This window comes from Rhodococcus sp. H29-C3 (assembly GCF_030063405.1).
In the GTDB taxonomy this organism is placed as follows: domain Bacteria; phylum Actinomycetota; class Actinomycetes; order Mycobacteriales; family Mycobacteriaceae; genus Rhodococcoides.
Map to the genome: position 1 here is coordinate 262,501 of NZ_JASITC010000005.1, position 20,982 is coordinate 283,482.

Below are 20,982 nucleotides of genomic sequence, written 5' to 3' on the forward strand. Positions count from 1 at the left end.
ATCAGTACTTCAGCAGATTCGCGTCGTCGACAGAGGCGGATCGGCGAGTACGAAAAATCGTCATGATGATCGCGAGCCCCACGACGACTTCAGCAGCTGCAACAACCATGGTGAAGAACGCGAAGACCTGGCCGTCGAGATTGCCGTGCATGCGAGCGAAGGTCACGAACGCGAGATTGGCAGCGTTGAGCATCAACTCGACACACATGAAGACCACGATTGCGTTGCGTCGAAGCAGTACTCCCGCAGCGCCGATCGTGAAGAGCAACACGGCGAGGTACAGGTAGTTCTCCGGATTCATGGCGCCTCACCTCGGTGTCCACGGTGCATCGGGTTGATCGAGAGCTCCGAAGGCGATCCGTCCGGCAACCGAGCCGGCCAGTCGACGGCATTGTGTCTGGCATACACACCGGGGCTGGGCATGGGGGTCACATGCGTGCCGTCGCGGAATCGTTGCTCGGACAACGCCCGTTGGCCCTTACGGGGGTGAAAGTGCTCTCGATGGGCCAGCACCATCGCCCCGACCGTGGCGATGATCAGTAGTGCGCCCGTCAATTCGAAAGCCCAGAGGTAACGGATGAAGATGAGCTCGGCCAGGCCCTCGACATTGCCGCCCGAATTGGCTGCGTCGAGTCCGAGAAAATCGGGTCTGCCCGACTCCACCGATGCGTTGCCGATAGCGCCGATCAGTACGAGACCGAACCCGACTCCTGCAGCTATGGCGGCAGGGCGCTGCCCTGTCAGGGTCTCGACCAACGAGTCAGCGGAATCGACACCGACGAGCATCAGTACGAACAGAAACAGCATCATGACGGCGCCGGTGTAGACGACTATTTGAACGACACCGAGAAAGATCGCGCCCTGAGCGATATAGAAGACGGCAAGGATGATCATCGTCACGGCCAGAAAAAGAGCCGAATACACCGCTTTGGAGGCGCACACCATCGCGAGTGCCCCGAGGACGGCCAACCCACCGAGCAGCCAGAATTGGACGGCCTCGGCGGTCGATGTGGTCACTGGATCGTGCCGCGGTAGTAGTCCGCGGCCGTTGCATTGTCCGCCATGGGGTGAGGGGCCGGCTCCATTCCAGGCTCCAACGGTGCCAACAGACGATCCTTCTCGTAGATCAGATCCGCTCTGTTGTCGTCCGCGAGTTCGTATTCGTTGGTCATCGTCAATGCCCTCGTCGGACACGCTTCGATGCACAACCCGCATCCGATGCAGCGCAGATAGTTGATTTGATATACCTGGCCGTACCGCTCACCAGGAGAGAATCGTTCCTCCTCGGTGTTGTCGGCGCCTTCGACGTATATCGCATCGGCCGGGCACGCCCAGGCACACAGTTCACAACCGATGCATTTCTCGAGACCGTCGGCGTACCGATTGAGTTGATGCCGACCGTGGTAGCGGCGCGCGGTCGGAACTTTCTCCTCCGGGTAGAACTCGGTGACCGGCTTTTTGAACATCGTCGCAAACGTCACGCCGAATCCGGCTACGGGGCCTAGAAATTCAGGCATCGCTTCGCTCCTTGTCATCGGTCGGAAGATGCTGTCCGGGCATCGGTGGTACCGGGAAGCCGCCGGCCATTGGATCGAACGGTGAGGTACCAGCGGCCTCGGTCGGCGGTGGCGGCTTGCGTCGCCGTCGGCGCACAAGAGAGACGACGGCGAGGGCGGCAACTACTGCGCCTGCGACGAACAATGTGACCGTCCACGATCCGTAGCCTTCGATCCGCAAAGCTCGTACCGTCGCGACGAGCATGATCCATACCAGGGACACCGGAATCAGGACCTTCCAGCCCAGATTCATGAATTGGTCGTATCGAAGTCGCGGAAGTGTCGCGCGGAGCCAGATGAAGAGGAACAGGAATCCCCACACCTTGAGGGTGAACCACAGCACGGGCCACCAACCGGAATTCGCGCCGTCCCACAGGTTCAGCGGGAAGGGCGCATGCCAACCGCCGAGGAACAGGGTCGTCGCGAGAGCCGACACAGTGACCATGTTGACGTATTCGGCGAGCATGAACATCGCGAAGTTGAGCGAGGAGTATTCGGTGTGGAAGCCGCCCACCAGCTCACCTTCGGCTTCGGGAAGATCGAAAGGGGCGCGGTTGGTTTCGCCGACCATCGACGTCAGATAGATGAGAAACGATGGGAACAGCAAGAAGATGTACCACGTGTTCGATTGTGCTGCCACGATTCCCGACGTCGACATGGTGCCCGCATGGAGGAACACGGCGGTAAAAGACAACCCCATCGCAATCTCGTACGAAATGACCTGAGCGGTGGACCGAAGTCCGCCGAGGAGGGGGTACGTGGAGCCGGATGACCATCCGGCCAGCACGATTCCGTACACACCCACCGACGTGACGGCCAGGATGTACAGCACCCCGACGGGTAGGTCGGTGAGCTGTAGCGGTGTCAGTCGGCCGAATATCGAGACTTCGGGGCCGAACGGAATGACCGCGAAAGCCATGAATGCCGGGACGGCGGCAATGACCGGTGCCAGCAGGTAGATCGGTTTGTCGACGCCCTTGGGGACGATCCCTTCCTTGAGGGCCAACTTCACACCGTCGGCCAAGCTTTGCAGTATGCCGCCAGGTCCTACCCTGTTCGGCCCGACGCGCATCTGCATGCGCGCCATCACCTTCCGCTCGATGAGAATTGCCATCAACGGTGTCAGGATGAGGAAGACGAAGATGGCCAGCGCTTTGGCGATGACCAGCCACCAGGGGTCGAGTCCGATTCCAGGAATCACCTACATCACCTCGTTCGCTGCTTCGATGCGCACAACGGTTCCGGTGCCGGATCCCAACTGGGTGTGCACGTGGGATCCGGTAGAACGCATCGGGACCCACACCACCCGATCGGGCATATCGGTGATCGCCAGCGGAAGTGTGACCGTGCCCCTCTCGGATCGCACAGTGACGAGATCGCCGTCGCCGACTGAAATCTCCCGCGCAGTTCCGACGGAGAGGCGCACGACGGGGCGACGTGCGGTACCCGCCAGGTGCGGTTCCCCGTCCTGCATTCGTCCGGAATCGAGGAGCATTCGCCAGGTCGTCAGGACCGCTTCACCGATGCCCGCGGTACGGTGCGTATCGAGTGCAGGGTGATGATCCGGCGGGGAGGCCGGCTCACCCTTCCACGTCGGCAGTGCTGCAATCTCGGCTCTGATGGCCGCAACATCGGGGGTGCCGAGGTCGAGCCCCATCTCGGCGGCCAGAGCGTGGAGAACCCGACTGTCCGGCAGAGCCCGAACGTCGGTCAGCGGCGCCTCGAACGGCCGCGCCCGTCCCTCCCAGTCGAGGAATGTCCCTGCCTTCTCTGCCACCGTCGCAACGGGAAACACGACATCGGCACGCTCGGTGACGTCGCTGGCTCGAATTTCGAGACTGACGACGAACGAGGCATTGTCGAGCGCCGTGGCAGCTGCGGCTGGGTCGGGAAGATCTGACATTTCGACGCCGCCTATCACGAGCGCACGAAGGGACCGAGTGGATACTGCGTCGAGTAGCTCGCTCGAGCCGAGTCCGACGGCATCGGGTAGCCCGGTCACGCCCCACATGTCGGCCATCTCTGCCCGAGCCCGCTGATCGATCACCGGGCGCCCGCCCGGCAGCAGATTCGGCAGCGCGCCGGCCTCGACAGCGCCGCGATCGCCGGCCCGCCGGGGAATCCAGGCAAGTTTCGCGCCCGTCGACTCCGCGAAACGGAGAGCTGCAGACAGTCCGCCGGGTGTACCCGCGAGCCGTTCACCGACGATCACGACTGCGCCGGCCTGCCGGAAGAGGTCGATCTCTTCGCGGTTCGACAGTGCCGCGAGCACTCCGACCTCGTCGGCTGGAACGCACTGTAACAGCTGGGCGCCAAGCTTTTTCACGCCTGCGGACGCATACGGGGCGATCGATACCACTCGTTGACCGCGGGTTCGCACGGCCTTGCGCAAGCGCAGGAATACGATCGGCGATTCCTCTTCCGGTTCGAAGGCGAGCAGGAGAACTGCAGGCGCATGCTCGAGATCCTCGTACGTCACCGACAACGACCGCCCGGCGACGCATGCAGCAAGGAATTTGCTTTCTTCCACCGAATGGGTCCGCGCTCGGAAGTCGATGTTGTTGCTTTCGAGCACAATTCGAGTGAACTTCGAGTAGGCGTATGCGTCTTCGTGGGTCACCCGCCCACCGACGAGAACTCCGACGTCACGGCCGGCCGCGGCCAGGCCACGAGCAGCCACTGCCAGAGCCTCCGACCACGACGCCGGTTCCAACGCGCCGTTGTCTTTTCGAACCAGGGGAGTGGTGAGTCGGTCGCGTTCGGTTGCGTACGCGAATGCCCAGCGGCCCTTGTCGCAGTTCCATTCCTCGTTCACTGCCGGATCGTCACCGGCCAAGCGGCGCAATACTTTTCCGCGACGGTGGTCGGTGCGCTGGGCGCATCCACTCGCGCAATGCTCGCAGGTGCTGGGCGTGGAGACCAGGTCATAGGGGCGTGCTCGGAATCGGTATGCAGTGCCGGTGAGCGCTCCGACGGGACACACCTGAACGGTGTTTCCCGAGAAATATGATTCGAACGGTTCGTTCTCGTAAATTCCGACCTGCTCGAGCGCACCGCGCTCGAGTAACTCGATGAACGGGTCCCCGGCTATCTGCTGAGAGAAACGAGTACACCGTGCGCACAGCACACACCGTTCACGATCCAGCAGCACTTGCGAGGACAACGGTATCGGCTTCTGGAAAGTGCGTTTGACCTCGATGAATCGGGACTCGGAACGGCCGGCGGACATCGCCTGGTTCTGTAGCGGACACTCACCGCCCTTGTCGCAGACCGGGCAATCGAGTGGGTGATTGATGAGTAGTAGCTCCATGACACCTCGCTGTGCCTTGGCGGCTACGGGCGAGCTCTGCTGGGTATGGATCACCATTCCCTCCGTCACCGTAGTGGTGCACGAGGCGAGCAACTTACGTTGACCTTCCACCTCGACGAGACACTGACGGCATGCGCCTACCGGCTCGAGCAGCGGGTGATCGCAGAATCGGGGGATCTGGATTCCGCTCAGTTCAGCTGCTCGAATGACCAATGTGCCTGCAGGCACACGGACCTCGATACCGTCGATGCTGACAGTCACGGTCTCCGTCGTGGTGGTCATGAGGTGAGTGCTCCCGCCATCAGGGTCGAACGATGTGGGTCGAACGGGCACGGCTTACCCAGGTGTTCGAGGTATTCCTCGCGAAAGTACTTCAGCGAGGAAGTGATCGGACTGACTGCGCCATCCCCGAGCGCACAGAATGCCTTTCCGAGGATGCTGTCGGAGACGTCGAGCAGGGTATCGAGGTCGGCGAGTGTGCTCTGCCCGGTCTCGAGCCGCGCGTAGATCCCGACCAGCCAGTAGGTGCCCTCCCGGCATGGCGTGCACTTGCCGCAGGACTCGTGCGCATAGAACTCGGTCCACCGTCTCACTGCGCGGACCACGCAGGTGGTTTCGTCGAAGATCTGCAGCGCTTTGGTTCCGAGCATCGAACCGGCGGCGGCGACACCTTCGTAGTCCAAGGCGACGTCGAGGTGTTCGTCGGTGAATATCGGTGTCGAGGACCCACCCGGTGTCCAAAACTTCAGGGTGTGACCCGCGCGGACTCCGCCCGCGTAACCGAGCAACTCGCGCAACGTAATTCCGAGTGGAGCCTCGTACTGGCCGGGTTGGGTGACGTGGCCCGACAATGAGTAGAGGGTGAAGCCCGGCGACTTTTCGGTCCCCATCGACCGAAACCAGTCGACGCCGTTGCGTAGGACAGCGGGGACACTGGCGATCGACTCGACGTTGTTCACCACAGTCGGGCGCGCGTAGAGACCGGCGACGGCAGGAAACGGCGGGCGGAGGCGAGGCTGCCCGCGTTTGCCTTCGAGCGAGTCCAATTGAGCGGTCTCCTCGCCGCAGATGTAGGCGCCGGCGCCGGCGTGCACGATCACCTCGAGTTCGAAACCGCTGCCCAGGATGTCGCGTCCCAGATATCCCGCCGCATAGGCCTCGGCAACCGCGGCATGAAGTCTGCGCAGTACCGGAACCACCTCGCCTCGAAGGTAGATGTACGCGCGATGCGCCCGAATTGCATAGCAAGCGATGACGATTCCCTCGAGCAACACCTGCGGTGTCGCCAGGAGCAGCGGCATGTCCTTACAAGTGCCGGGCTCCGACTCGTCCGCGTTGACCACCAGGTAGTGCGCCTTACCGTCCTCCTGCGGAATGAAACTCCACTTCATTCCCGTCGGGAAGCCTGCCCCGCCGCGACCGCGAAGACCGGAATCCTTGACAGTGGCGATGACGTCGTCCTCGGGCATCGACAGCGCTCGACGCAGGCCCTCGTAGCCGCCGTGGCGCAGATAGGTTTCCAGGGTCCACGATTGCGGGTCGTCCCAGTAGTCGCTCAGAACCGGAGTCAGGGGCACGTCAATTTCCCTTCTCGGGAGGTACCGATTCGCCAGGTGCAGGCGCGGGCTTGTCCTTGGTCGTTTCCTCTGCGGCGGAATCCGCCGACCCGAGGGGTGCGGGACCCTCGTCCGAGGGCTCGTGCGCCGTCGGGGCGGTCATCGATAGTGCGCGTGCGACCTGCAGGCCGGCGAGGGTCGGGCCGCCGGCAGTACCACCGGCCTCTACCGCGCCCGGGCGTTCGTCGGGAAAACCCGCAAGTATTCGCTCGGTCTCCCGGAACGTGCAGAGCGACGCACCTCTGCTCGGAACGACCTCCCGTCCCGAACGCAAGTCGTCGAGGAGGGTGCGCGCAGATTCGGGGGTCTGGTTGTCGAAGAACTCCCAGTTGATCATCACCACCGGTGCGTAATCGCAGGCTGCGTTGCATTCGATGTGAGTCAACGTGATGGGGTCGTCGACATCTCCGGTGTGGTCCTCGAGAGCTTCGAGGATGGCGTCGCCGCCCATCACCGCGCACAACGTGTTGGTGCACACTCCCACCAGATAGTCACCGGTTGGTTCGCGCCGATACATGGAGTAGAAAGTCGCTACGGCGGTGACTTCGGCACCGGTCAGTCCTAGCCGATGTGCGCAGAACTCGATACCTGTCGGGGTGATGTACCCGTCCTCGGCCTGGACCAGATGCAGCAGCGGCAGTAGTGCCGACCGCGCCATCTCCGGATCCACATCCCCGGGCGAGGTGTACCTGGCGACGATCCTGTCGGCGTCCAGAGACAACCGAGTTTCGGTGTCCGGTGGGTACGGGGCCGCCCGGGTGGTCAGTTGCACGTAAACGGGTTCGCTCATCTGTCCACACCTCCCATTACCGGATCGATACTTGCCACAGCGGCGATGACGTCAGCGACCATGCCGCCCTCACAGGTGGCTGCAACTGCTTGCAGGTTGGTGAAGGACGGATCTCGATAATGAACCCGAAACGGTCGCGTACCGCCGTCGCTGACCATGTGGACGCCGAGTTCACCGCGCGGCGATTCGACCGCGACATACACCTGACCCGGTGGGACCCGAAAGCCCTCGGTGACGAGTTTGAAATGGTGGATCAACGATTCCATCGAGGTGTCCATGATCTCGCGGACGTGTTCGGCAGAATTACCCATACCGTCCGGTCCGACGGAAAGGTCGGCAGGCCACGCTATTTTCTTGTCGTCCACCATGATCGGTCCTGGTCGAAGCCGGTCGAGGCACTGTTCGGCAATCTTGAGCGATTCCTTCATCTCGTCGATCCGCACGAGGTATCGACCGTAGGCGTCGCAACCGGTGTCCGTGCATACCTCGAATTCGTAGTTTTCGTATCCGCAATAGGGTTCGGAGACGCGGAGGTCATGAGGGAGACCGGTGGATCGAAGCATCGGACCGGTGATTCCAAGAGCCATACAGCCCGTCAGATCGAGATACCCGATCCCTTTGGTCCTGGCCTTCCAGATCGAATTCTCGTTCAGCAAATTCGACATATCGCGGAGACGAACAGGCAGAGTTTTCAGCAACTCCCGTACTTTAGCCACGGCGTCTTCGGGTAGATCCTGGGCGAGTCCGCCGGGTCGAATGAACGCGTGGTTCATCCGCAATCCGGTGATCATCTCGAATACGTCGAGAATCAACTCGCGCTCACGAAACCCGAACAGCATCGCCGTAACTGCACCCAATTCCATTCCACCGGTAGCCAGAGCGACGAGGTGCGAAGAAATGCGATTGAGTTCCATCAACAGAACCCTGACGACGGTCGCGCGTTCGGGTACTTCTTCGGTGATATCGAGCAGCTTTTCGACACCGAGACAATACGCAGTTTCGTTGAAGAAGGGGGACAAATAATCCATCCTGGTCACGAAGGTGACACCCTGCGTCCAATTTCGAAACTCGAGATTCTTTTCGATTCCAGTGTGCAGGTAGCCGATTCCGCATCGAGCTTCGGTCACGGTTTCGGCCTCGATCTCGAGAATCAGTCGAAGCACCCCGTGCGTCGACGGGTGTTGCGGCCCCATGTTGACGACGATGCGCTCCTCGGAGGAGCCTGCGGCCGATTCTGCTGCAGCAGCAACTATGTCGTCCCAGTCCTGCCCAGAGACGGTCAACGATCGTTCGCTCATCACTTGTACCCCCGTCGTTGGTCCGGCGGAGGAATGCTCGCACCCTTGTACTCGACCGGGATTCCTCCGAGTGGATAGTCCTTGCGTTGTGGATGGCCTTCCCAATCGTCGGGCATCTGAATTCGAGTCAACGAAGGATGACCGTCGAACTGGATTCCGAAGAAGTCGTATGTTTCACGTTCGTGCCAGTCGTCGGTCGGATAGACCTCTACCAGCGACGGCAGGTGCGGATCGGCATCCGAGACCGATACTTCGAGACGAATTCGACGATTGTGGGTTATCGACATCAAGGGAAATACCGCGTGTAGTTCTCGGTCGACCTGCTGGGGATAGTGGACGCCACTGACGCCCAGGCACAGTTCGAATCGAAGTTCCGGTTCGTTGCGGAGGGTCGTCGCTACCGCGAGAAGGTGTTCGCGTCGAACATGCAGGGTGAGCTGGCCGCGGAAGACCACGACCGCCTCCACTGCTTCGTCGAACGTCGTGTCGAGCAGGGGAAGCGTGCGCTCCAATTCATCGGCGATGGCATCGAAGTACCCGCCGTAGGGACGGGATGCACTCTCCCGCAGCAGCGCAGGTGGTACCAACCTCCCATATCCGGATGTGTCACCGGTACCCTTCACCCCGAACATTCCACGTCGATCGGACGTCACCGCAGCAACCCCTTGAGTTCGAAAGTGGGTGTCGACGCCAATGCGGCGGCTTCCGCTGCGCGGGCGACCGTTTCGCGGTTCACGCCGAGCGGCATCTCTTGTATTTTCTTGTGCAGTTCGAGGATTGCATCGAGCAGCATCTCCGGTCTGGGCGGGCACCCGGGCAGATAGATGTCCACCGGAACCACATGGTCGACGCCTTGGACGATCGCGTAGTTATTGAACATGCCGCCCGAGGAGGCGCATACCCCCATGGCCAGAACCCATTTCGGCTCAGCCATCTGATCGTAGATCTGACGTAACACGGGCGCCATCTTCTGACTGACGCGGCCGGCGACGATCATCAGATCCGCCTGCCGCGGGGAGGCGCGAAAGGCCTCCATACCGAATCGGGCGATATCGAATCGGCCGGAACTGGTGGCCATCATTTCGATTGCGCAGCAGGCGAGACCGAATGTGGCGGGCCAGAGTGAGCCTTTCCTGACGTATCCGGCGAGGCCTTCGACCGTACTCAGCAGGAAGCCACTCGGTAGCTTCTCTTCGAGACCCATATCTGACCCTTCCGATTCAAAGTTTCTGAAAGTGGCGAAACGTTTCTGAAAGTCGCGAACCTAATCCCAGCTGAGCCCGCCGCGACGCCATTCGTAGGCGTAGGCGACTGCAGCGCTGACGACGAACAGTCCCATTGCGAGAAGCCCGAATACGCCGAGTGCGTCGAAATGCACGGCCCAGGGATAAAGAAAAACGATTTCGATGTCGAAAATGATGAACAGCATCGCCGTCAGATAGAATTTCACGGGGTAGCGACCTGCACCCATCGGTTGAGCTGTCGGCTCGATACCGCATTCGTAGGCATCCATCTTTGCCCTGTTGTACCGCTTCGGTCCGACTACCGAGGCGATGACGACGGAGACGAGAGCGAAGGCGACGGCGACAGCACCGAGGACGAGAATGGGAATGTACTCGTTCATGCTGTTCGCGCCTCCGTGCATGCCCTGTGGACAGCCTGTAGGAATGTGAGCTGAAACACAGCCTACCGGTGCGATGCCCCGACGTGTCTCGGTTTCGGACTGTGCGGAAAGGGTGTCGGGTCCACTACGAGGGGAAAGTCTGGGACGGTGGCACTTTCGGTAGGTCTTCGAGTAGTTTCACGACCGTTTCCGTCAACACGAACGGGTCCAGTGGATGTGACACTGCGGCGTCGGCGCCGGACCAATCCGCCAACCATCTGTCGTCCGGTCGTCCGGTCAGAACCACCAATGGTGGACAGTGTGCGAGCTCGTCCCGTAGTTGCTTCGCTACGCCCATTCCCCCGGCCGGCGCGGACTCCCCGTCGAGTATGGCGAGGTCGATGCCCCCGGCGTCCAGATGGTGAATCACCATCGGGGCCGATGCGACTTCGAGATAGTCGAACGCGCCGAGTGTCGCTTTCGGGCGTGTGCCGATAGCCGTCGTCACATATGCGCGCGTGTCGGAGTTGCTGCTGTACACGAGGATGCGGAGAGCCGGGGTCACGAGATCTGATGCTACGACCGGGGACGTGGGAGAAGTGGGCGATTCATGTTTCCAAGAGCGTTCCACTTGGGGTGAAAGTGTAACGTTTCTTGCTTGTCGGGGGATAGATCGTCGAACAGAGTCGCCACCGAGCGGCAGGCGGCCGAAAGGAACTTTCGATGCAGGATCAGCACGCCCCACAATCTCCGCACGTCTTCGGTCCGACAGAGGACGTGCTGACCGAGTTCGGTGTGAGTCGGCAGAGTTTCATGGCCCGATTGCGAGAGATTCTCCTGCAGGATCCACCCCCCAAAGGCCTCGATCGCACGGATGTCGCTGCACTGCTGCGAGTCTGTCGCGCCTGATCAGGTTCTCGCGTACTCCAGAATTGCGTTGCCCTTGGACGTCCTGCCCAAACTGCGCAACTCGAGCTTGGTGAGCGGGTCACCTGGTTCGAACATCCTTCGACCAGAACCGGCAATCACAGGGTGCGTCATCAGCGTCAGTGAGTCGAGGAGTCCGGCGAAGAACAGGTGGCGAACGATGGAAATGCCGCCGACCACGGCGATCTCTCCTCCTTCCGATGCCTTCAGATCGTGAACGAAGTCATCGAGATCCCCGTCGATGAGTGAGGCATTCGCCCAGGCAAGTGGACCGGCAAGCGTCCTGGAAGCGACGTGCTTGGGAACCGAATTGATGAAGCCCCCGAAGCCGTCCTCGTCCCCTGCGGTCGGCCAATAGTTCGACCACTGCTCGTATCCGACTCGTCCGAGAATCACCGTGTCCACTCGCTCGATCATCGCCCCCAGCAGACCCCCCATTTCTTCGTCGAAACTATCGAACTGCCATTGATCGGGGGACTCGACCACGCCGTCGACGGAGTGAAACAGACCTGCTGTCAGTGTGCGCATCGATCTTCTCTTTTCGTGGTTGTCAGGGCTCTTCTCGTTCGACCTGTGGGCCCGGTGAAACTCATCGGTACGCGAGCGTGCCATCGAGGTAGCAGACTGGTGCCGTGACCGATGCCACCGAACCACTGCCCAAGCCGAGGACCGCAGAGCATTCGCGGCTCGCCGAGTCGCCCGGTGTGTCCGGACCATGGCGTCAGTGGGGTCCCTATCTTGCCGGCCGTCAGTGGGGCACAGTCCGTGAGGACTACTCGACCGATGGGGACGCCTGGCAGTCTTTTCCCTTCGATCAGGCGCATGCACGGGCCTACCGGTGGGGAGAAGACGGATTGGGCGGGATCTGCGATCGTTTCGGGTTTCTCAACTTCGCTTTCGCGCTGTGGAACCGCAAGGACCCCGTCCTCAAGGAACGACTCTTCGGTCTTACCAACGGTGAAGGCAACCACGGCGAGGACGTCAAGGAGTACTGGTGGGTCGTCGACGGCACACCCAGCCACAGCTGGATGCAATGGCTCTATCGCTATCCCCACGCCGAGTATCCGTACCGGCAGCTTCGTGAGGAGAACGCGCAACGAGGACGAGACGAGCGGGAGTACGAACTCTCCGATACCGGAATTCTCGACGAGAACCGATTCTTCGACGTGCAGGTCACCTACGCCAAGGCCGCCCCGGACGACATCGCCATCGTCATCTCGATCACCAATCATGGCCCAGAGGCGGCGTCGGTGGATCTGCTGCCGCATCTCTGGTTCCGCAATACATGGGCGTGGGGTCGCGACGACCGTGGCGGCTCCCTTTCGCAGATGACTGCTCCCGAATCGCAGTCCGGCCGGGTGCGCGCAATCGTGGCCGAACATGGTTTTCTCGGAAAGTACTACCTGAGCGCCGAAGGAGAACCAGAGGTCCTCTTCTGCGACAACGAAACGAACTCGGCGCAGCTCTGGGGTCAGGAGAATGTCAGCGCGTATTGCAAGGACGGAATCGGCCGCCGCGTCGTCGAGGGGGACACCGGCGCGGTGAACCCTGAACAGACGGGCACGAAGTCGGCGTTCTGGTTTCGGTTCGACGACATCGCACCCGGCGCTACCGTCGAGGTCAAGCTTCGTCTGTCTCACAACGAGCCGGTCGCGCAGACCTTCGGACGTGGGTTCGACGCCATTGTTGCCGACCGACGTTCGGAAGCCGACGACTTCTACGGCGTCGTGATCGGATCCGATCTGGACGAGAATGATCGCCATATTGCTCGGCGTGCGTACGCGGGGCTGTTGTGGACGAAGCAGCTCTACCGTTACGACGTCGAGCAATGGCTCGAAGGCGACCCGGTTGGGGAGCCCGCACCGCCGTCACGGCTCGATGCCAGGGCGCGAAACACCCACTGGCGTCATCTTGCTCTCGCGGACGTGATCTCGATGCCCGATGAATGGGAGTATCCGTGGTTTGCCGCGTGGGACTTGGCATTTCATACCATTCCGCTCGCACATGTCGATCCGGATTTCGCGAAGGAGCAGCTGGTGTTGATGTGCCGGGAGTGGGCGATGCATCCCAACGGTCAGCTCCCCGCTTACGAGTGGGAGTTCGGTGACGTCAATCCACCTGTCCATGCGTGGGCGGCGTGGCACGTCTACCGAATCGACGGATACCGCGACCGAGAATTCCTGGTGCGTGTATTCACCAAGCTGCTGTTGAATTTCTCGTGGTGGGTGAATCGAAAGGACTCGGCGGGTTCGAACATCTTCGAGGGTGGGTTCCTCGGAATGGACAATATCGGCTTGTTCAACCGCTCTGCGCCCTTGCCGCCAGGATTTCGGCTCGAACAATCCGACGCCACGAGTTGGATGGCGTTCTACTGCCAACAGATGTTCAAGATTTCGCTCGAGCTCGCGCGTCACGACAATGCCTGGGACGACGTCGCGACGAAGTTCTTCTCGCACTTTCTGTCGATCGCGAAAGCTGTCAAATCATTTGGTTCGCAACATATTTCACTATGGCACGAAGAGGATGGGTTCTTCTACGACGTCCTCGTGCCTCCAGAGGGCGACGCGGTACCGATGCGGGTACGTTCCATGGTCGGCCTGCTCCCGATTCTCGGGGCGACCGAGATTCCGTCATGGGTCGAGGAGGAATGCCCTGATCTGACCGCGCGGCTGCGGTGGGTGCAACACCGTCGACCTGACATGGTCAGTCCGTTGCTCGCTCGGAAGGACGGTGACGAAACTCGAGTGTTGCTGACCCTCGTCGAACCGGAACGACTCAAGCGTGTGCTTGCCAGGATGTTCGATTCGGAAGAGTTCCTGTCGCAGTACGGAATAAGATCGTTGTCGGCGTCGTACCGGGACGGCGTCACGTTCGATGTCGACGGTCGCAGTCTGTCCATCGAGTACGAACCAGGCGAATCACGCACCGGCATGTTCGGCGGCAACTCCAACTGGCGTGGCCCGATCTGGTTCCCGGTCAACGTGTTGTTGGCCGACAAGTTGCGCGCATACGGGCGTCACTACGGCGGATCCTTCACCATCGAGATTCCCACCGGCTCCGGCAATCACCGCACCTTGACGCAGGCAGCAGATTTGATCGACAGCGGGTTGGCGTCGCTGTTTCGGCCGGTGAACGGTAAGCGTCCGGCGGATGGAGCGCGAATCGAGGCGAGCGCGGACCCGTTGTGGAGCGTGCACCCCACTTTCAACGAGTATTTCGACGGTGACACCGGGGAAGGCTTGGGAGCATCCCACCAAACCGGATGGACGGGTCTGGTGGCGCATCTGCTGAGGCCGCGTCTGCCGTTGTAGGCGCGGAGCGTCCTAGAGTGGAGAAATGAAGATTCGCGGCGCAGTGCTCGAGGAAATCGGACGGTCTCGGCCGTTTACCCAATCTCGGCCGATCACGATTTCGGAACTCGATCTCGACCCGCCCGGCGAGGGCGAATTGCTCGTCCGCATCGAGGCGGCCGGCCTGTGTCATTCCGATCTGTCCGTGGTCGACGGCAATCGCGTACGTCCGGTTCCGATGTTGCTCGGGCACGAGGCGGCCGGTCGCGTCGAGGCGCTCGGGTCCGGGGTCGAGGACATCGCACTCGGCACCCGCGTGGTGATGACCTTCTTACCTCGATGCGGAGAATGCGCCGGTTGCCGGACCGACGGGCAGATGCCGTGTGTGCCAGGCAGCGCGGCGAACAACGCTGGTGAGTTACTCGGTGGCGGTGGAAAATTGGCGCGCGCGGGCCAGGAAGTCAAACATCACCTCGGGGTCTCCGGATTTGCAACACACGCGGTAGTGAGCCGGAAATCGGTCGTAGCCGTCGACGACGATATTCCGGCGGACGTCGCGGCGGTGCTCGGATGTGCAGTATTGACCGGCGGTGGCGCAGTTCTCAACGCCGGTGCGCCCAGGCCCGGCCAGTCCATCATGGTGGTCGGTCTCGGTGGCGTCGGAATGGCCGCTGTACTGACGGCTGTATCCGTGGGCGCCGGTGAGGTCATCGGGGTCGATGCAGTGGCTGAGAAGCTGGCAACCGCTCGCGAACTCGGTGCGACTCGGACGTATTCGCCTGCCGAGCTTCATGAGCTGGGTATCAAAGCAGACATCGTGATCGAAGCTGCAGGAAACGCGCGCGCCTTCGAAGCGGCCGTCGCAGCGACGGCACCAGGCGGTAGGACCGTCACCGTCGGCCTTCCCGCTCCCGACGCCAGGTCCTCGATATCGCCTCTCGGACTCGTCGCCGAAGCGCGCACGATCATCGGCAGCTATCTCGGTTCTGCAGTGCCCGAGCGTGACATTCCGAAGTATGCGCAGCTCTACCGCGAGGGCAGGCTACCGGTCGAGAAGCTGATCTCCTCGCGAATCCGGCTCGAGGACATCAATTACGGCATGGACCAACTCGCCGACGGCAGAGCCATCCGTCAGGTCATCACGTTCGACGAGCAGTAGCGACCCAGCGGCCGTTGCTGCGTCCGATTTCGATGGGATGGTCGAAGCATGCGCTGATGTTCTCGGTCGTGAGTACGTCTTCGACGAGGCCGTCGACCATGATGTGGCCGTCGCGGATGAGCACGGCATGCGTCGTGGACTTGGGAATCTCCTCCAGATGATGCGTCACGAGGATGCTCGACAATGATTCGTGCTCTGCGCGGAGATTGTCGAGTGCGGAGAGAAGTTGCTCGCGAGCAGCGAGGTCGAGTCCGGTGGCGGGTTCGTCCAGAAGCAGAAGCGCAGGGTTGGACAGGAGTGCCCGCGCGATCAGCGCGCGGCCACGTTCACCCTGCGAAAGCGTGCGCCAAGGTGAGTCGCTGCGATCCTCGATACCGAGGGAGGCGATGAGCGATCGGGCCCGGTCTTTCTGCTCGGAAGTGGCCGACCATCGCGGGATCAGATCGGGGGTGTTGGTGAGCCCGGTGAGCACGGTCTCGAACAGCGTCAAAGGAGCTTCGATACGCAGTCGAGGATCGACGTGACCGATGTGGGTGCGCAGCTCGCGCATGTCGACACGGCCCAGTTGGTGACCGAGGACATGCACGGTGCCATTGGTTGGGTGCACGAACGCGCCGAGCAGGCTCAGCAACGTGCTCTTACCTGCTCCGTTGGCACCTAGCAGCACCCAGTGCTGCCCCTGCTCGACCTGCACCGATGCGCCGCGCAGTAGATGTCGTCCGCCTCTGACCAGGTCGACGTTGTGGGCGCGCACGACACTTTCCGTAATCACCGGTCGACAGTATCTTGACACCGAGTCCGATTTGCGGCCTGCCCGACTAATACCGATTCCCAACCGGCGTAGTACGGGTACCTCGCAAGTCAGTAGGCTTGCCGAAGCCGTCGGTGTCAGCGAAAGCAGTGTCAGCGAAAGAGAGTAGAAACAGTCGTGAGTGCACAAGCGCCTATTCGAGTCGGCGTCCTCGGGGCCCGCGGCAAGGTGGGGCAAGCCATCTGTGATGCCGTCACGGCAGCAGACGGGCTCGAATTGGTTGCCACGGTCGATCAGGGCGACCCGATTTCGAACTTTGTCGACGCAGTCACCGAGGTCGTCGTCGACTTCACGCATCCGGACGTGGTGATGGACAACCTGAAGTTCCTAGTGGAGAACGGTATTCATGCCGTTGTCGGAACTACCGGCTTCGACGAGGGACGCCTCGACACCGTCCGGTCATGGCTGACGAATTCGCCCCGGACCGGTGTCCTGATCGCGCCGAACTTCGCCATCGGTGCCGTATTGACGATGCGCTTCGCCGAGCAGGCCGCACGATTCTTCGATTCGGTCGAGGTGATCGAACTACATCACCCGAACAAAGCCGACGCGCCGTCCGGAACTGCATACCGCACGGCCCAGGTCATCGCCGACGCCAGGAAGAAGGCCGGCGTAGGCCCGAGTCCGGATGCCACGACCACGGAGTTGGACGGTGCCCGAGGCGCTGAAGTAGACGGCGTTCGGGTCCACTCCATTCGGCTCGCCGGACTGATTGCCCATCAGGAAGTTCTGCTGGGAACGCAGGGGGAGACGCTCACCATCCGGCACGACTCGATGGACCGCTCGTCCTTCGCTCCGGGGGTCCTGCTCGGTTTGCGTGAAATTTCCGGACGACCCGGGTTGACGGTCGGACTCGACCCCTTCTTGGATCTGTAGCGAGGTTGCGATGAACAAGGCCACCAAAGTTGTGCTCATCATCGGCGTCATGGTGCTGGTTCTGGGCTTCTATTTCTACCTTCTCGGAAGTCGCGGACTGTCGCTGATTCAGACCGGCGGCCCGGTCAACATCGGTCTCGGAATAGGCGTCATTCTGTTGCCCATCCTCGGGGTATGGATTGTCGGCGCCACCCTCAAGGCAGGGTTCGATCATCAGCATCTGGCCAGCCGGATGCGCGAGGAAAGCCTCGAACTGGACGTCTCCGATCTGCCGACGATGCCGTCGGGTCGGATTGCCCGCGACGCTGCCGACGAACTCTTCCAACAGATCAAAGCTGAGTGGGAGAAAGATCCGGACAACTGGCGCAACTCCTACCGATTGGCGCGAGCCTACGACTACGCAGGCGACCGGGGCCGAGCCCGCGAGACGATGAAGCGGGCAGTAGAACTCGAACGGCAGGAATCCGCCGACCGATGACCGCCACTCTGCTCGTCGTTCACCACACGCCGTCGCCGGTGACGCGTGAGCTTCTCGAAGCGGTCCTGGCGGGTGCTAGGGATCCCGACGTAGAGGGCGTGACCGTTCGGAGCGTCCCCGCACTGGGCGCGACCATCTCCGATGTCCTGGGCGCCGACGGTTATCTGTTCGGAACACCGGCCAATTTCGGATACATGAGTGGTGCTCTCAAGCATTTTTTCGACACCACCTACTATCCATGTCTCGACGCAGTCGCCTCCCGCCCGTACGGCATGTGGGTTCACGGCAACAACGACACCGTCGGCGCAGTGTCGGCGATAGCGAAGATCGCCACCGGATGGGCGCTGGAAAATGTGTCCGCGGCACTGGAACTGACCACAGCGGACAAGGCCGCCAAGGATTCTTGCTACGAACTCGGCGGCACGCTGGCAGCAACTCTCATGAGCTGAACCGCTTGTCTTCAGAACGGTGGGGGTTTGGCGCGCTGGCGTAGTCGAACGACTGCGCTGTGTTCGCGGAGTCGACGTCGCGGATTTCGGATTCGCACCCGCGCAACATCGGTCGCGGCGTCTCGGAGGTCGTTGGTCGTAGGTGGTTGCGTGCCGGGCGATTGGTTCTTTTCCCACCAGGTCACCGTGACCGGATCGGGCTCGGGTTCCGAACCTCGTTTTCCGCGTCGGTGGGTTCTGGGTAAGCCCAGCACTCCCGGATCAGGGAGGGAGATCCGGCGGCGTCCGCAGCGGCTCGTCCACAGGATCGCGCAGCCCCGCAGAAGGGCGACAGTCCAGCTGCGCGAGGTCTTAGCTTGGTGGTGGCAGGTGCAGACGGGGTGCAGGTTCGTCTCGATAGTCCACCCGCCGCGCTCGGGGTTGTTGTGGTCGAACGGGACGATGTGGTCGAGTTCGCATTTCGTGGAGGGGACATCGCAGTGTTCGAAGCTGCATGTCCGGTGCCTCATTCGTACACGTGCTGCGGTCTCGGTCGAGGGTTTGTACGTCAGCGCGCCTGGCGGTGGGCAGGTAAGACCACCGTGTCCGTCGGGAAAAATTCCCACGGCCAGTGTCGGGTCGTTCTCGATGGTGGTGAGTAGTTCGGCGGAGAACTTTGCTCGGACCGATTCGCTGATTTCCGGTCGTTCAGGGCTGAACGTTCTGGGACAAGCGCAGGGGACGGTGCCACCTCGGCGCACCCGACCCCGACCGATCAGGTGCTCCGAGAGGGGTTGACCAACAGTCGAATTCGATAACAGAGCAGCAGGGCGTCGAATATTCCCACCACTCCGGGGAGTATCGCTGGGTGGTGCTGTGACGCTGGGTGGAACAGCGACACCCGAGGCCGTCATGACGGTCACGACATCGGTCAGTAGCGCTTGCCACTGAGCATCCTTGGCGACCAGCCGAGCCAGGGCCGCGTCGAGGGGTGTCCCATCCGCCAGGACAGCCGGGCTCGAGGTCAGACCCAACAGGGTTTGCACATCGACAAGGATCTGAACGAGAGGACCCCGTCGCGGAGGCGGTGCGTCGGTGTTGCCGTACGCCGGGCACTGTTCACCGCGTTCACAGTGGCATTCGAGAACTTCTTCGCTGTGTAGAAGGGCCAACAGTCCGTCGACACGCAGTTGCCGTAGCGACCTCGGATCGGACTCGCACACGGTACCGGCGATCTCCTCGATCAGAGCGTCGGCTTCGGCACCTTCGAGGTCGGTCAACTGCGCGCGCAAGATCGCTGTTCCGTCTCCTTCCTGCCGGACCGACACCTCTCTACCTGTGCGAGCCGACAGTGCCCGAGCTACCGCGGCTCGTCGGGGTTGTACGCCATCCACAGTCGCCACAGCTTGTTGCGGAGTGACGGTGCGTTGAAGCGTGCGGCTGCAGCAACTGCGTCGAATTCGATGGCCTTGATCGTCTCATCACTGGCATAACCGAGAACCGAGGTCATCACCGTGACGTGCGACCGGTCGAGTATTCCGCAACTGAATCGAATGGCGGTCAAAGGTAATCGGTCCAATGCGAAGCCGGTGTCGGTGAACGAACGGATCTGGCGCCACGACATGCGTAGTGCTCATGCTGCCTCGCACACCGCATCGCGCAACGCGTCTGCGGGATCGTCGCCGCGGTCATCGGCATCGGCGAGGCGGATCTCTACGACGTTGCACACCGATTCCACCACACGGACTCGGCACATATTCTCTTGATGTCGCTCTCGGCCGGCAACTGTGAGCAGTCCTGCCACACAGCTGTTGCCGTCGATGGTGCCGGCTCCGACCCCCCCTATTCGAACATACTTTCTGCATATCTGCTTAAGTGCAGCTAAGCTGGTCAGATGGCATAGTCGGCGGGTTCGCCACGAGGTGGAACGGACTACCCGAGGACATACCAAGAATTTCGCGAATGGTTCCCCGACGATGCCGCATGCATCGAGTATTTGGGAGATTTGCGCTGGCCAGAGGGGTTCATCTGCCCCGTCTGCGCTGGAGTCGAGTCATGGCGCACCGCAAAAGGATTGTGGATGTGCACCGCCTGCGGCCGAAAAACGTCGGTCACCTCAGGCACGATCTTCCATCGATCGCGCACTCCACTCTCGACATGGTTCGCTGCCGCCTGGTTCATAACCTCACAGAAGAACGGCGTTTCGGCGCTGACCGTTCAACGCATGTTCGGCTTCGGCTCGTACGAAACGGCGTGGGCGTGGCTCCAGAAGTTTCGCCGCGCGATGGTTCGACCAGACCGCGAGCAACTCGGCGGATCGGATGTCATCGTCGAATTGGACGAGACGTTCGTCGGAGGAGTATTGACGGGGCATCAAGGTGCCAGTTCGGAAAAGCTGCCGATCATGGTTGCCGTCGAACGGATCAGTCCACGCAAACTCGGACGAGTTCGATTCCGTCTGTCGGATGCCCCCGGGACTCTAAAGATTCTCGACTTCGCTACCGAGACAATAGTTCCCGGAACTCTCCTCCGCACCGACGGTGCGCGATACATGCGAAGGTTGCCAGATATGGGCTACCGACACGAGTACTCCAATGGCTACGAATCCGTAGACCGATCACAGGAACTTCCTGGGGTGCACATGGTTGCCTCGCTCCTGAAACGTTGGGTGGCGGGCACGCTCCATCACAAAATCAGCGAGAAGCACTTGCCCTACTACCTCGACGAGTACGCGTTCCGATTCAACCGACGAACCTCGTCCGCCAGAGGAATGCTCTTCTACCGACTGCTCCAACAATCGGTCAACACCGATCCGCATCCACTGGCAGAGCTGTTCGCGG

22 protein-coding genes and 1 pseudogene are annotated in these 20,982 nt (G+C 61.5%); 7 read left to right on the top strand and 16 right to left on the bottom strand.

The window, feature by feature from the left end; genetic code table 11:
• Position 1 precedes the first annotated feature (1 nt).
• The 12 genes from nuoK to QMK32_RS14280 all read right to left on the bottom strand — a co-directional run bounded on the left by nuoK (position 2) and on the right by QMK32_RS14280 (position 10,738).
• Positions 2-301, bottom strand: coding sequence for an NADH-quinone oxidoreductase subunit NuoK (nuoK, locus tag QMK32_RS14225; protein WP_088944288.1), 300 nt, complete (start codon positions 299-301; stop codon positions 2-4).
• Complete coding sequence (locus tag QMK32_RS14230; RefSeq protein WP_269303607.1) at positions 298-1,017, bottom strand: NADH-quinone oxidoreductase subunit J; 720 nt, start codon at positions 1,015-1,017, stop codon at positions 298-300. Before QMK32_RS14230 ends, nuoK begins: the two co-directional genes overlap by 4 nt.
• Positions 1,014-1,517 (bottom strand): NADH-quinone oxidoreductase subunit NuoI, encoded by a 504-nt coding sequence (nuoI, locus tag QMK32_RS14235; protein ID WP_084348663.1) that lies wholly within the window; start codon positions 1,515-1,517, stop codon positions 1,014-1,016. The genes QMK32_RS14230 and nuoI overlap by 4 nt, the downstream gene beginning before the upstream one ends.
• Positions 1,510-2,757, bottom strand: a complete 1,248-nt coding sequence (gene nuoH, locus QMK32_RS14240) for an NADH-quinone oxidoreductase subunit NuoH (RefSeq protein WP_283475691.1) — start codon at positions 2,755-2,757, stop codon at positions 1,510-1,512. The genes nuoI and nuoH overlap by 8 nt, the downstream gene beginning before the upstream one ends.
• Positions 2,758-5,148 (bottom strand): NADH-quinone oxidoreductase subunit G, encoded by a 2,391-nt coding sequence (locus QMK32_RS14245; protein ID WP_283475692.1) that lies wholly within the window; start codon positions 5,146-5,148, stop codon positions 2,758-2,760. It lies immediately after the preceding gene.
• A complete protein-coding gene (nuoF, locus tag QMK32_RS14250) occupies positions 5,145-6,443 on the bottom strand; it encodes an NADH-quinone oxidoreductase subunit NuoF (protein ID WP_283475693.1) in 1,299 nt (432 codons plus the stop codon). Before nuoF ends, QMK32_RS14245 begins: the two co-directional genes overlap by 4 nt.
• 1 nt (position 6,444) lies before the next feature.
• Positions 6,445-7,272, bottom strand: coding sequence for an NADH-quinone oxidoreductase subunit NuoE (gene nuoE / locus QMK32_RS14255; RefSeq protein WP_283475694.1), 828 nt, complete (start codon positions 7,270-7,272; stop codon positions 6,445-6,447).
• The gene (gene nuoD, locus QMK32_RS14260) at positions 7,269-8,570 is read right to left on the bottom strand and encodes an NADH dehydrogenase (quinone) subunit D (RefSeq protein ID WP_088944295.1); all 1,302 of its coding nucleotides are present in this window, start codon (positions 8,568-8,570) and stop codon (positions 7,269-7,271) included. The genes nuoE and nuoD overlap by 4 nt, the downstream gene beginning before the upstream one ends.
• A complete protein-coding gene (locus tag QMK32_RS14265) occupies positions 8,570-9,202 on the bottom strand; it encodes an NADH-quinone oxidoreductase subunit C (RefSeq protein WP_269303777.1) in 633 nt (210 codons plus the stop codon). The genes nuoD and QMK32_RS14265 overlap by 1 nt, the downstream gene beginning before the upstream one ends.
• A gap of 17 nt (positions 9,203-9,219) precedes the next feature.
• Positions 9,220-9,774, bottom strand: coding sequence for a NuoB/complex I 20 kDa subunit family protein (locus tag QMK32_RS14270; RefSeq protein WP_084348670.1), 555 nt, complete (start codon positions 9,772-9,774; stop codon positions 9,220-9,222).
• Between the two features lie 60 nt (positions 9,775-9,834).
• Positions 9,835-10,194, bottom strand: a complete 360-nt coding sequence (locus tag QMK32_RS14275; protein ID WP_088944297.1) for an NADH-quinone oxidoreductase subunit A — start codon at positions 10,192-10,194, stop codon at positions 9,835-9,837.
• Positions 10,195-10,318: 124 nt separating this feature from the next.
• The gene (locus QMK32_RS14280) at positions 10,319-10,738 is read right to left on the bottom strand and encodes a response regulator (protein ID WP_283475695.1); all 420 of its coding nucleotides are present in this window, start codon (positions 10,736-10,738) and stop codon (positions 10,319-10,321) included.
• A 158-nt stretch (positions 10,739-10,896) separates the two neighbouring features.
• On the opposite strand from QMK32_RS14280, the gene QMK32_RS14285 reads away from it, so the two are divergent.
• A complete protein-coding gene (locus QMK32_RS14285; protein ID WP_283475696.1) occupies positions 10,897-11,082 on the top strand; it encodes a hypothetical protein in 186 nt (61 codons plus the stop codon).
• Here the strand turns inward: QMK32_RS14285 and QMK32_RS14290 are convergent, their stop codons facing one another.
• A complete protein-coding gene (locus QMK32_RS14290; protein WP_283475697.1) occupies positions 11,083-11,628 on the bottom strand; it encodes a dihydrofolate reductase family protein in 546 nt (181 codons plus the stop codon).
• Positions 11,629-11,732: 104 nt separating this feature from the next.
• On the opposite strand from QMK32_RS14290, the gene QMK32_RS14295 reads away from it, so the two are divergent.
• On the top strand, positions 11,733-14,411 hold the full coding sequence (locus tag QMK32_RS14295; protein ID WP_283475698.1) for an MGH1-like glycoside hydrolase domain-containing protein: 2,679 nt from the start codon (positions 11,733-11,735) through the stop codon (positions 14,409-14,411).
• 25 nt (positions 14,412-14,436) lie between these two features.
• Positions 14,437-15,549, top strand: a complete 1,113-nt coding sequence (locus QMK32_RS14300) for a zinc-binding dehydrogenase (RefSeq protein WP_283475699.1) — start codon at positions 14,437-14,439, stop codon at positions 15,547-15,549.
• Here QMK32_RS14300 and QMK32_RS14305 read toward each other — a convergent pair.
• Positions 15,530-16,321: an ABC transporter ATP-binding protein gene (locus tag QMK32_RS14305; RefSeq protein WP_442972332.1), complete on the bottom strand. Its 792-nt coding sequence runs from the start codon at positions 16,319-16,321 to the stop codon at positions 15,530-15,532. The two genes, QMK32_RS14300 and QMK32_RS14305, sit on opposite strands and share 20 nt — an antisense overlap.
• A 156-nt stretch (positions 16,322-16,477) precedes the next feature.
• Here QMK32_RS14305 and dapB point away from each other — a divergent pair, with 156 nt between their 5' ends.
• From dapB to QMK32_RS14320, 3 genes are read left to right on the top strand one after another with little or no spacing between them, the layout of a single operon-like run.
• Positions 16,478-17,236: a 4-hydroxy-tetrahydrodipicolinate reductase gene (gene dapB / locus QMK32_RS14310; protein WP_283475700.1), complete on the top strand. Its 759-nt coding sequence runs from the start codon at positions 16,478-16,480 to the stop codon at positions 17,234-17,236.
• A gap of 10 nt (positions 17,237-17,246) precedes the next feature.
• Positions 17,247-17,714: a tetratricopeptide repeat protein gene (locus QMK32_RS14315; RefSeq protein ID WP_283475701.1), complete on the top strand. Its 468-nt coding sequence runs from the start codon at positions 17,247-17,249 to the stop codon at positions 17,712-17,714.
• Positions 17,711-18,163 (top strand): flavodoxin family protein, encoded by a 453-nt coding sequence (locus QMK32_RS14320; RefSeq protein WP_283475702.1) that lies wholly within the window; start codon positions 17,711-17,713, stop codon positions 18,161-18,163. The genes QMK32_RS14315 and QMK32_RS14320 overlap by 4 nt, the downstream gene beginning before the upstream one ends.
• An 11-nt stretch (positions 18,164-18,174) precedes the next feature.
• On the opposite strand, the gene QMK32_RS14325 is transcribed toward QMK32_RS14320, so the two are convergent.
• Both QMK32_RS14325 and QMK32_RS14330 read right to left on the bottom strand, forming a co-directional pair.
• Entirely contained in the window at positions 18,175-19,470 is a 1,296-nt protein-coding gene (locus tag QMK32_RS14325; RefSeq protein WP_502943610.1) for an HNH endonuclease signature motif containing protein, read from the bottom strand.
• Between the two features lie 32 nt (positions 19,471-19,502).
• Positions 19,503-19,766, bottom strand: coding sequence for a hypothetical protein (locus QMK32_RS14330; protein WP_283475704.1), 264 nt, complete (start codon positions 19,764-19,766; stop codon positions 19,503-19,505).
• A gap of 297 nt (positions 19,767-20,063) precedes the next feature.
• Between QMK32_RS14330 and QMK32_RS14335 the strand changes: the two are divergent.
• Positions 20,064-20,975 (top strand): annotated as a pseudogene (locus tag QMK32_RS14335) (IS1595 family transposase); the annotation flags it as partial.
• Between the last annotated feature and the right edge of the window lie 7 nt (positions 20,976-20,982).

Coding starts and splice junctions, on each gene's coding strand:
- nuoK (WP_088944288.1), bottom strand. CDS start 301: ATGAATCCGGAGAACTACCTGTACCTCGCCGTGTTGCTCTTCACGATC.
- nuoI (WP_084348663.1), bottom strand. CDS start 1,517: ATGCCTGAATTTCTAGGCCCCGTAGCCGGATTCGGCGTGACGTTTGCG.
- QMK32_RS14245 (WP_283475692.1), bottom strand. CDS start 5,148: ATGACCACCACGACGGAGACCGTGACTGTCAGCATCGACGGTATCGAG.
- nuoE (WP_283475694.1), bottom strand. CDS start 7,272: ATGAGCGAACCCGTTTACGTGCAACTGACCACCCGGGCGGCCCCGTAC.
- nuoD (WP_088944295.1), bottom strand. CDS start 8,570: ATGAGCGAACGATCGTTGACCGTCTCTGGGCAGGACTGGGACGACATA.
- QMK32_RS14265 (WP_269303777.1), bottom strand. CDS start 9,202: ATGTTCGGGGTGAAGGGTACCGGTGACACATCCGGATATGGGAGGTTG.
- QMK32_RS14270 (WP_084348670.1), bottom strand. CDS start 9,774: ATGGGTCTCGAAGAGAAGCTACCGAGTGGCTTCCTGCTGAGTACGGTC.
- QMK32_RS14275 (WP_088944297.1), bottom strand. CDS start 10,194: ATGAACGAGTACATTCCCATTCTCGTCCTCGGTGCTGTCGCCGTCGCC.
- QMK32_RS14285 (WP_283475696.1), top strand. CDS start 10,897: ATGCAGGATCAGCACGCCCCACAATCTCCGCACGTCTTCGGTCCGACA.
- QMK32_RS14290 (WP_283475697.1), bottom strand. CDS start 11,628: ATGCGCACACTGACAGCAGGTCTGTTTCACTCCGTCGACGGCGTGGTC.
- QMK32_RS14300 (WP_283475699.1), top strand. CDS start 14,437: ATGAAGATTCGCGGCGCAGTGCTCGAGGAAATCGGACGGTCTCGGCCG.
- QMK32_RS14315 (WP_283475701.1), top strand. CDS start 17,247: ATGAACAAGGCCACCAAAGTTGTGCTCATCATCGGCGTCATGGTGCTG.
- QMK32_RS14320 (WP_283475702.1), top strand. CDS start 17,711: ATGACCGCCACTCTGCTCGTCGTTCACCACACGCCGTCGCCGGTGACG.
- QMK32_RS14330 (WP_283475704.1), bottom strand. CDS start 19,766: ATGTCGTGGCGCCAGATCCGTTCGTTCACCGACACCGGCTTCGCATTG.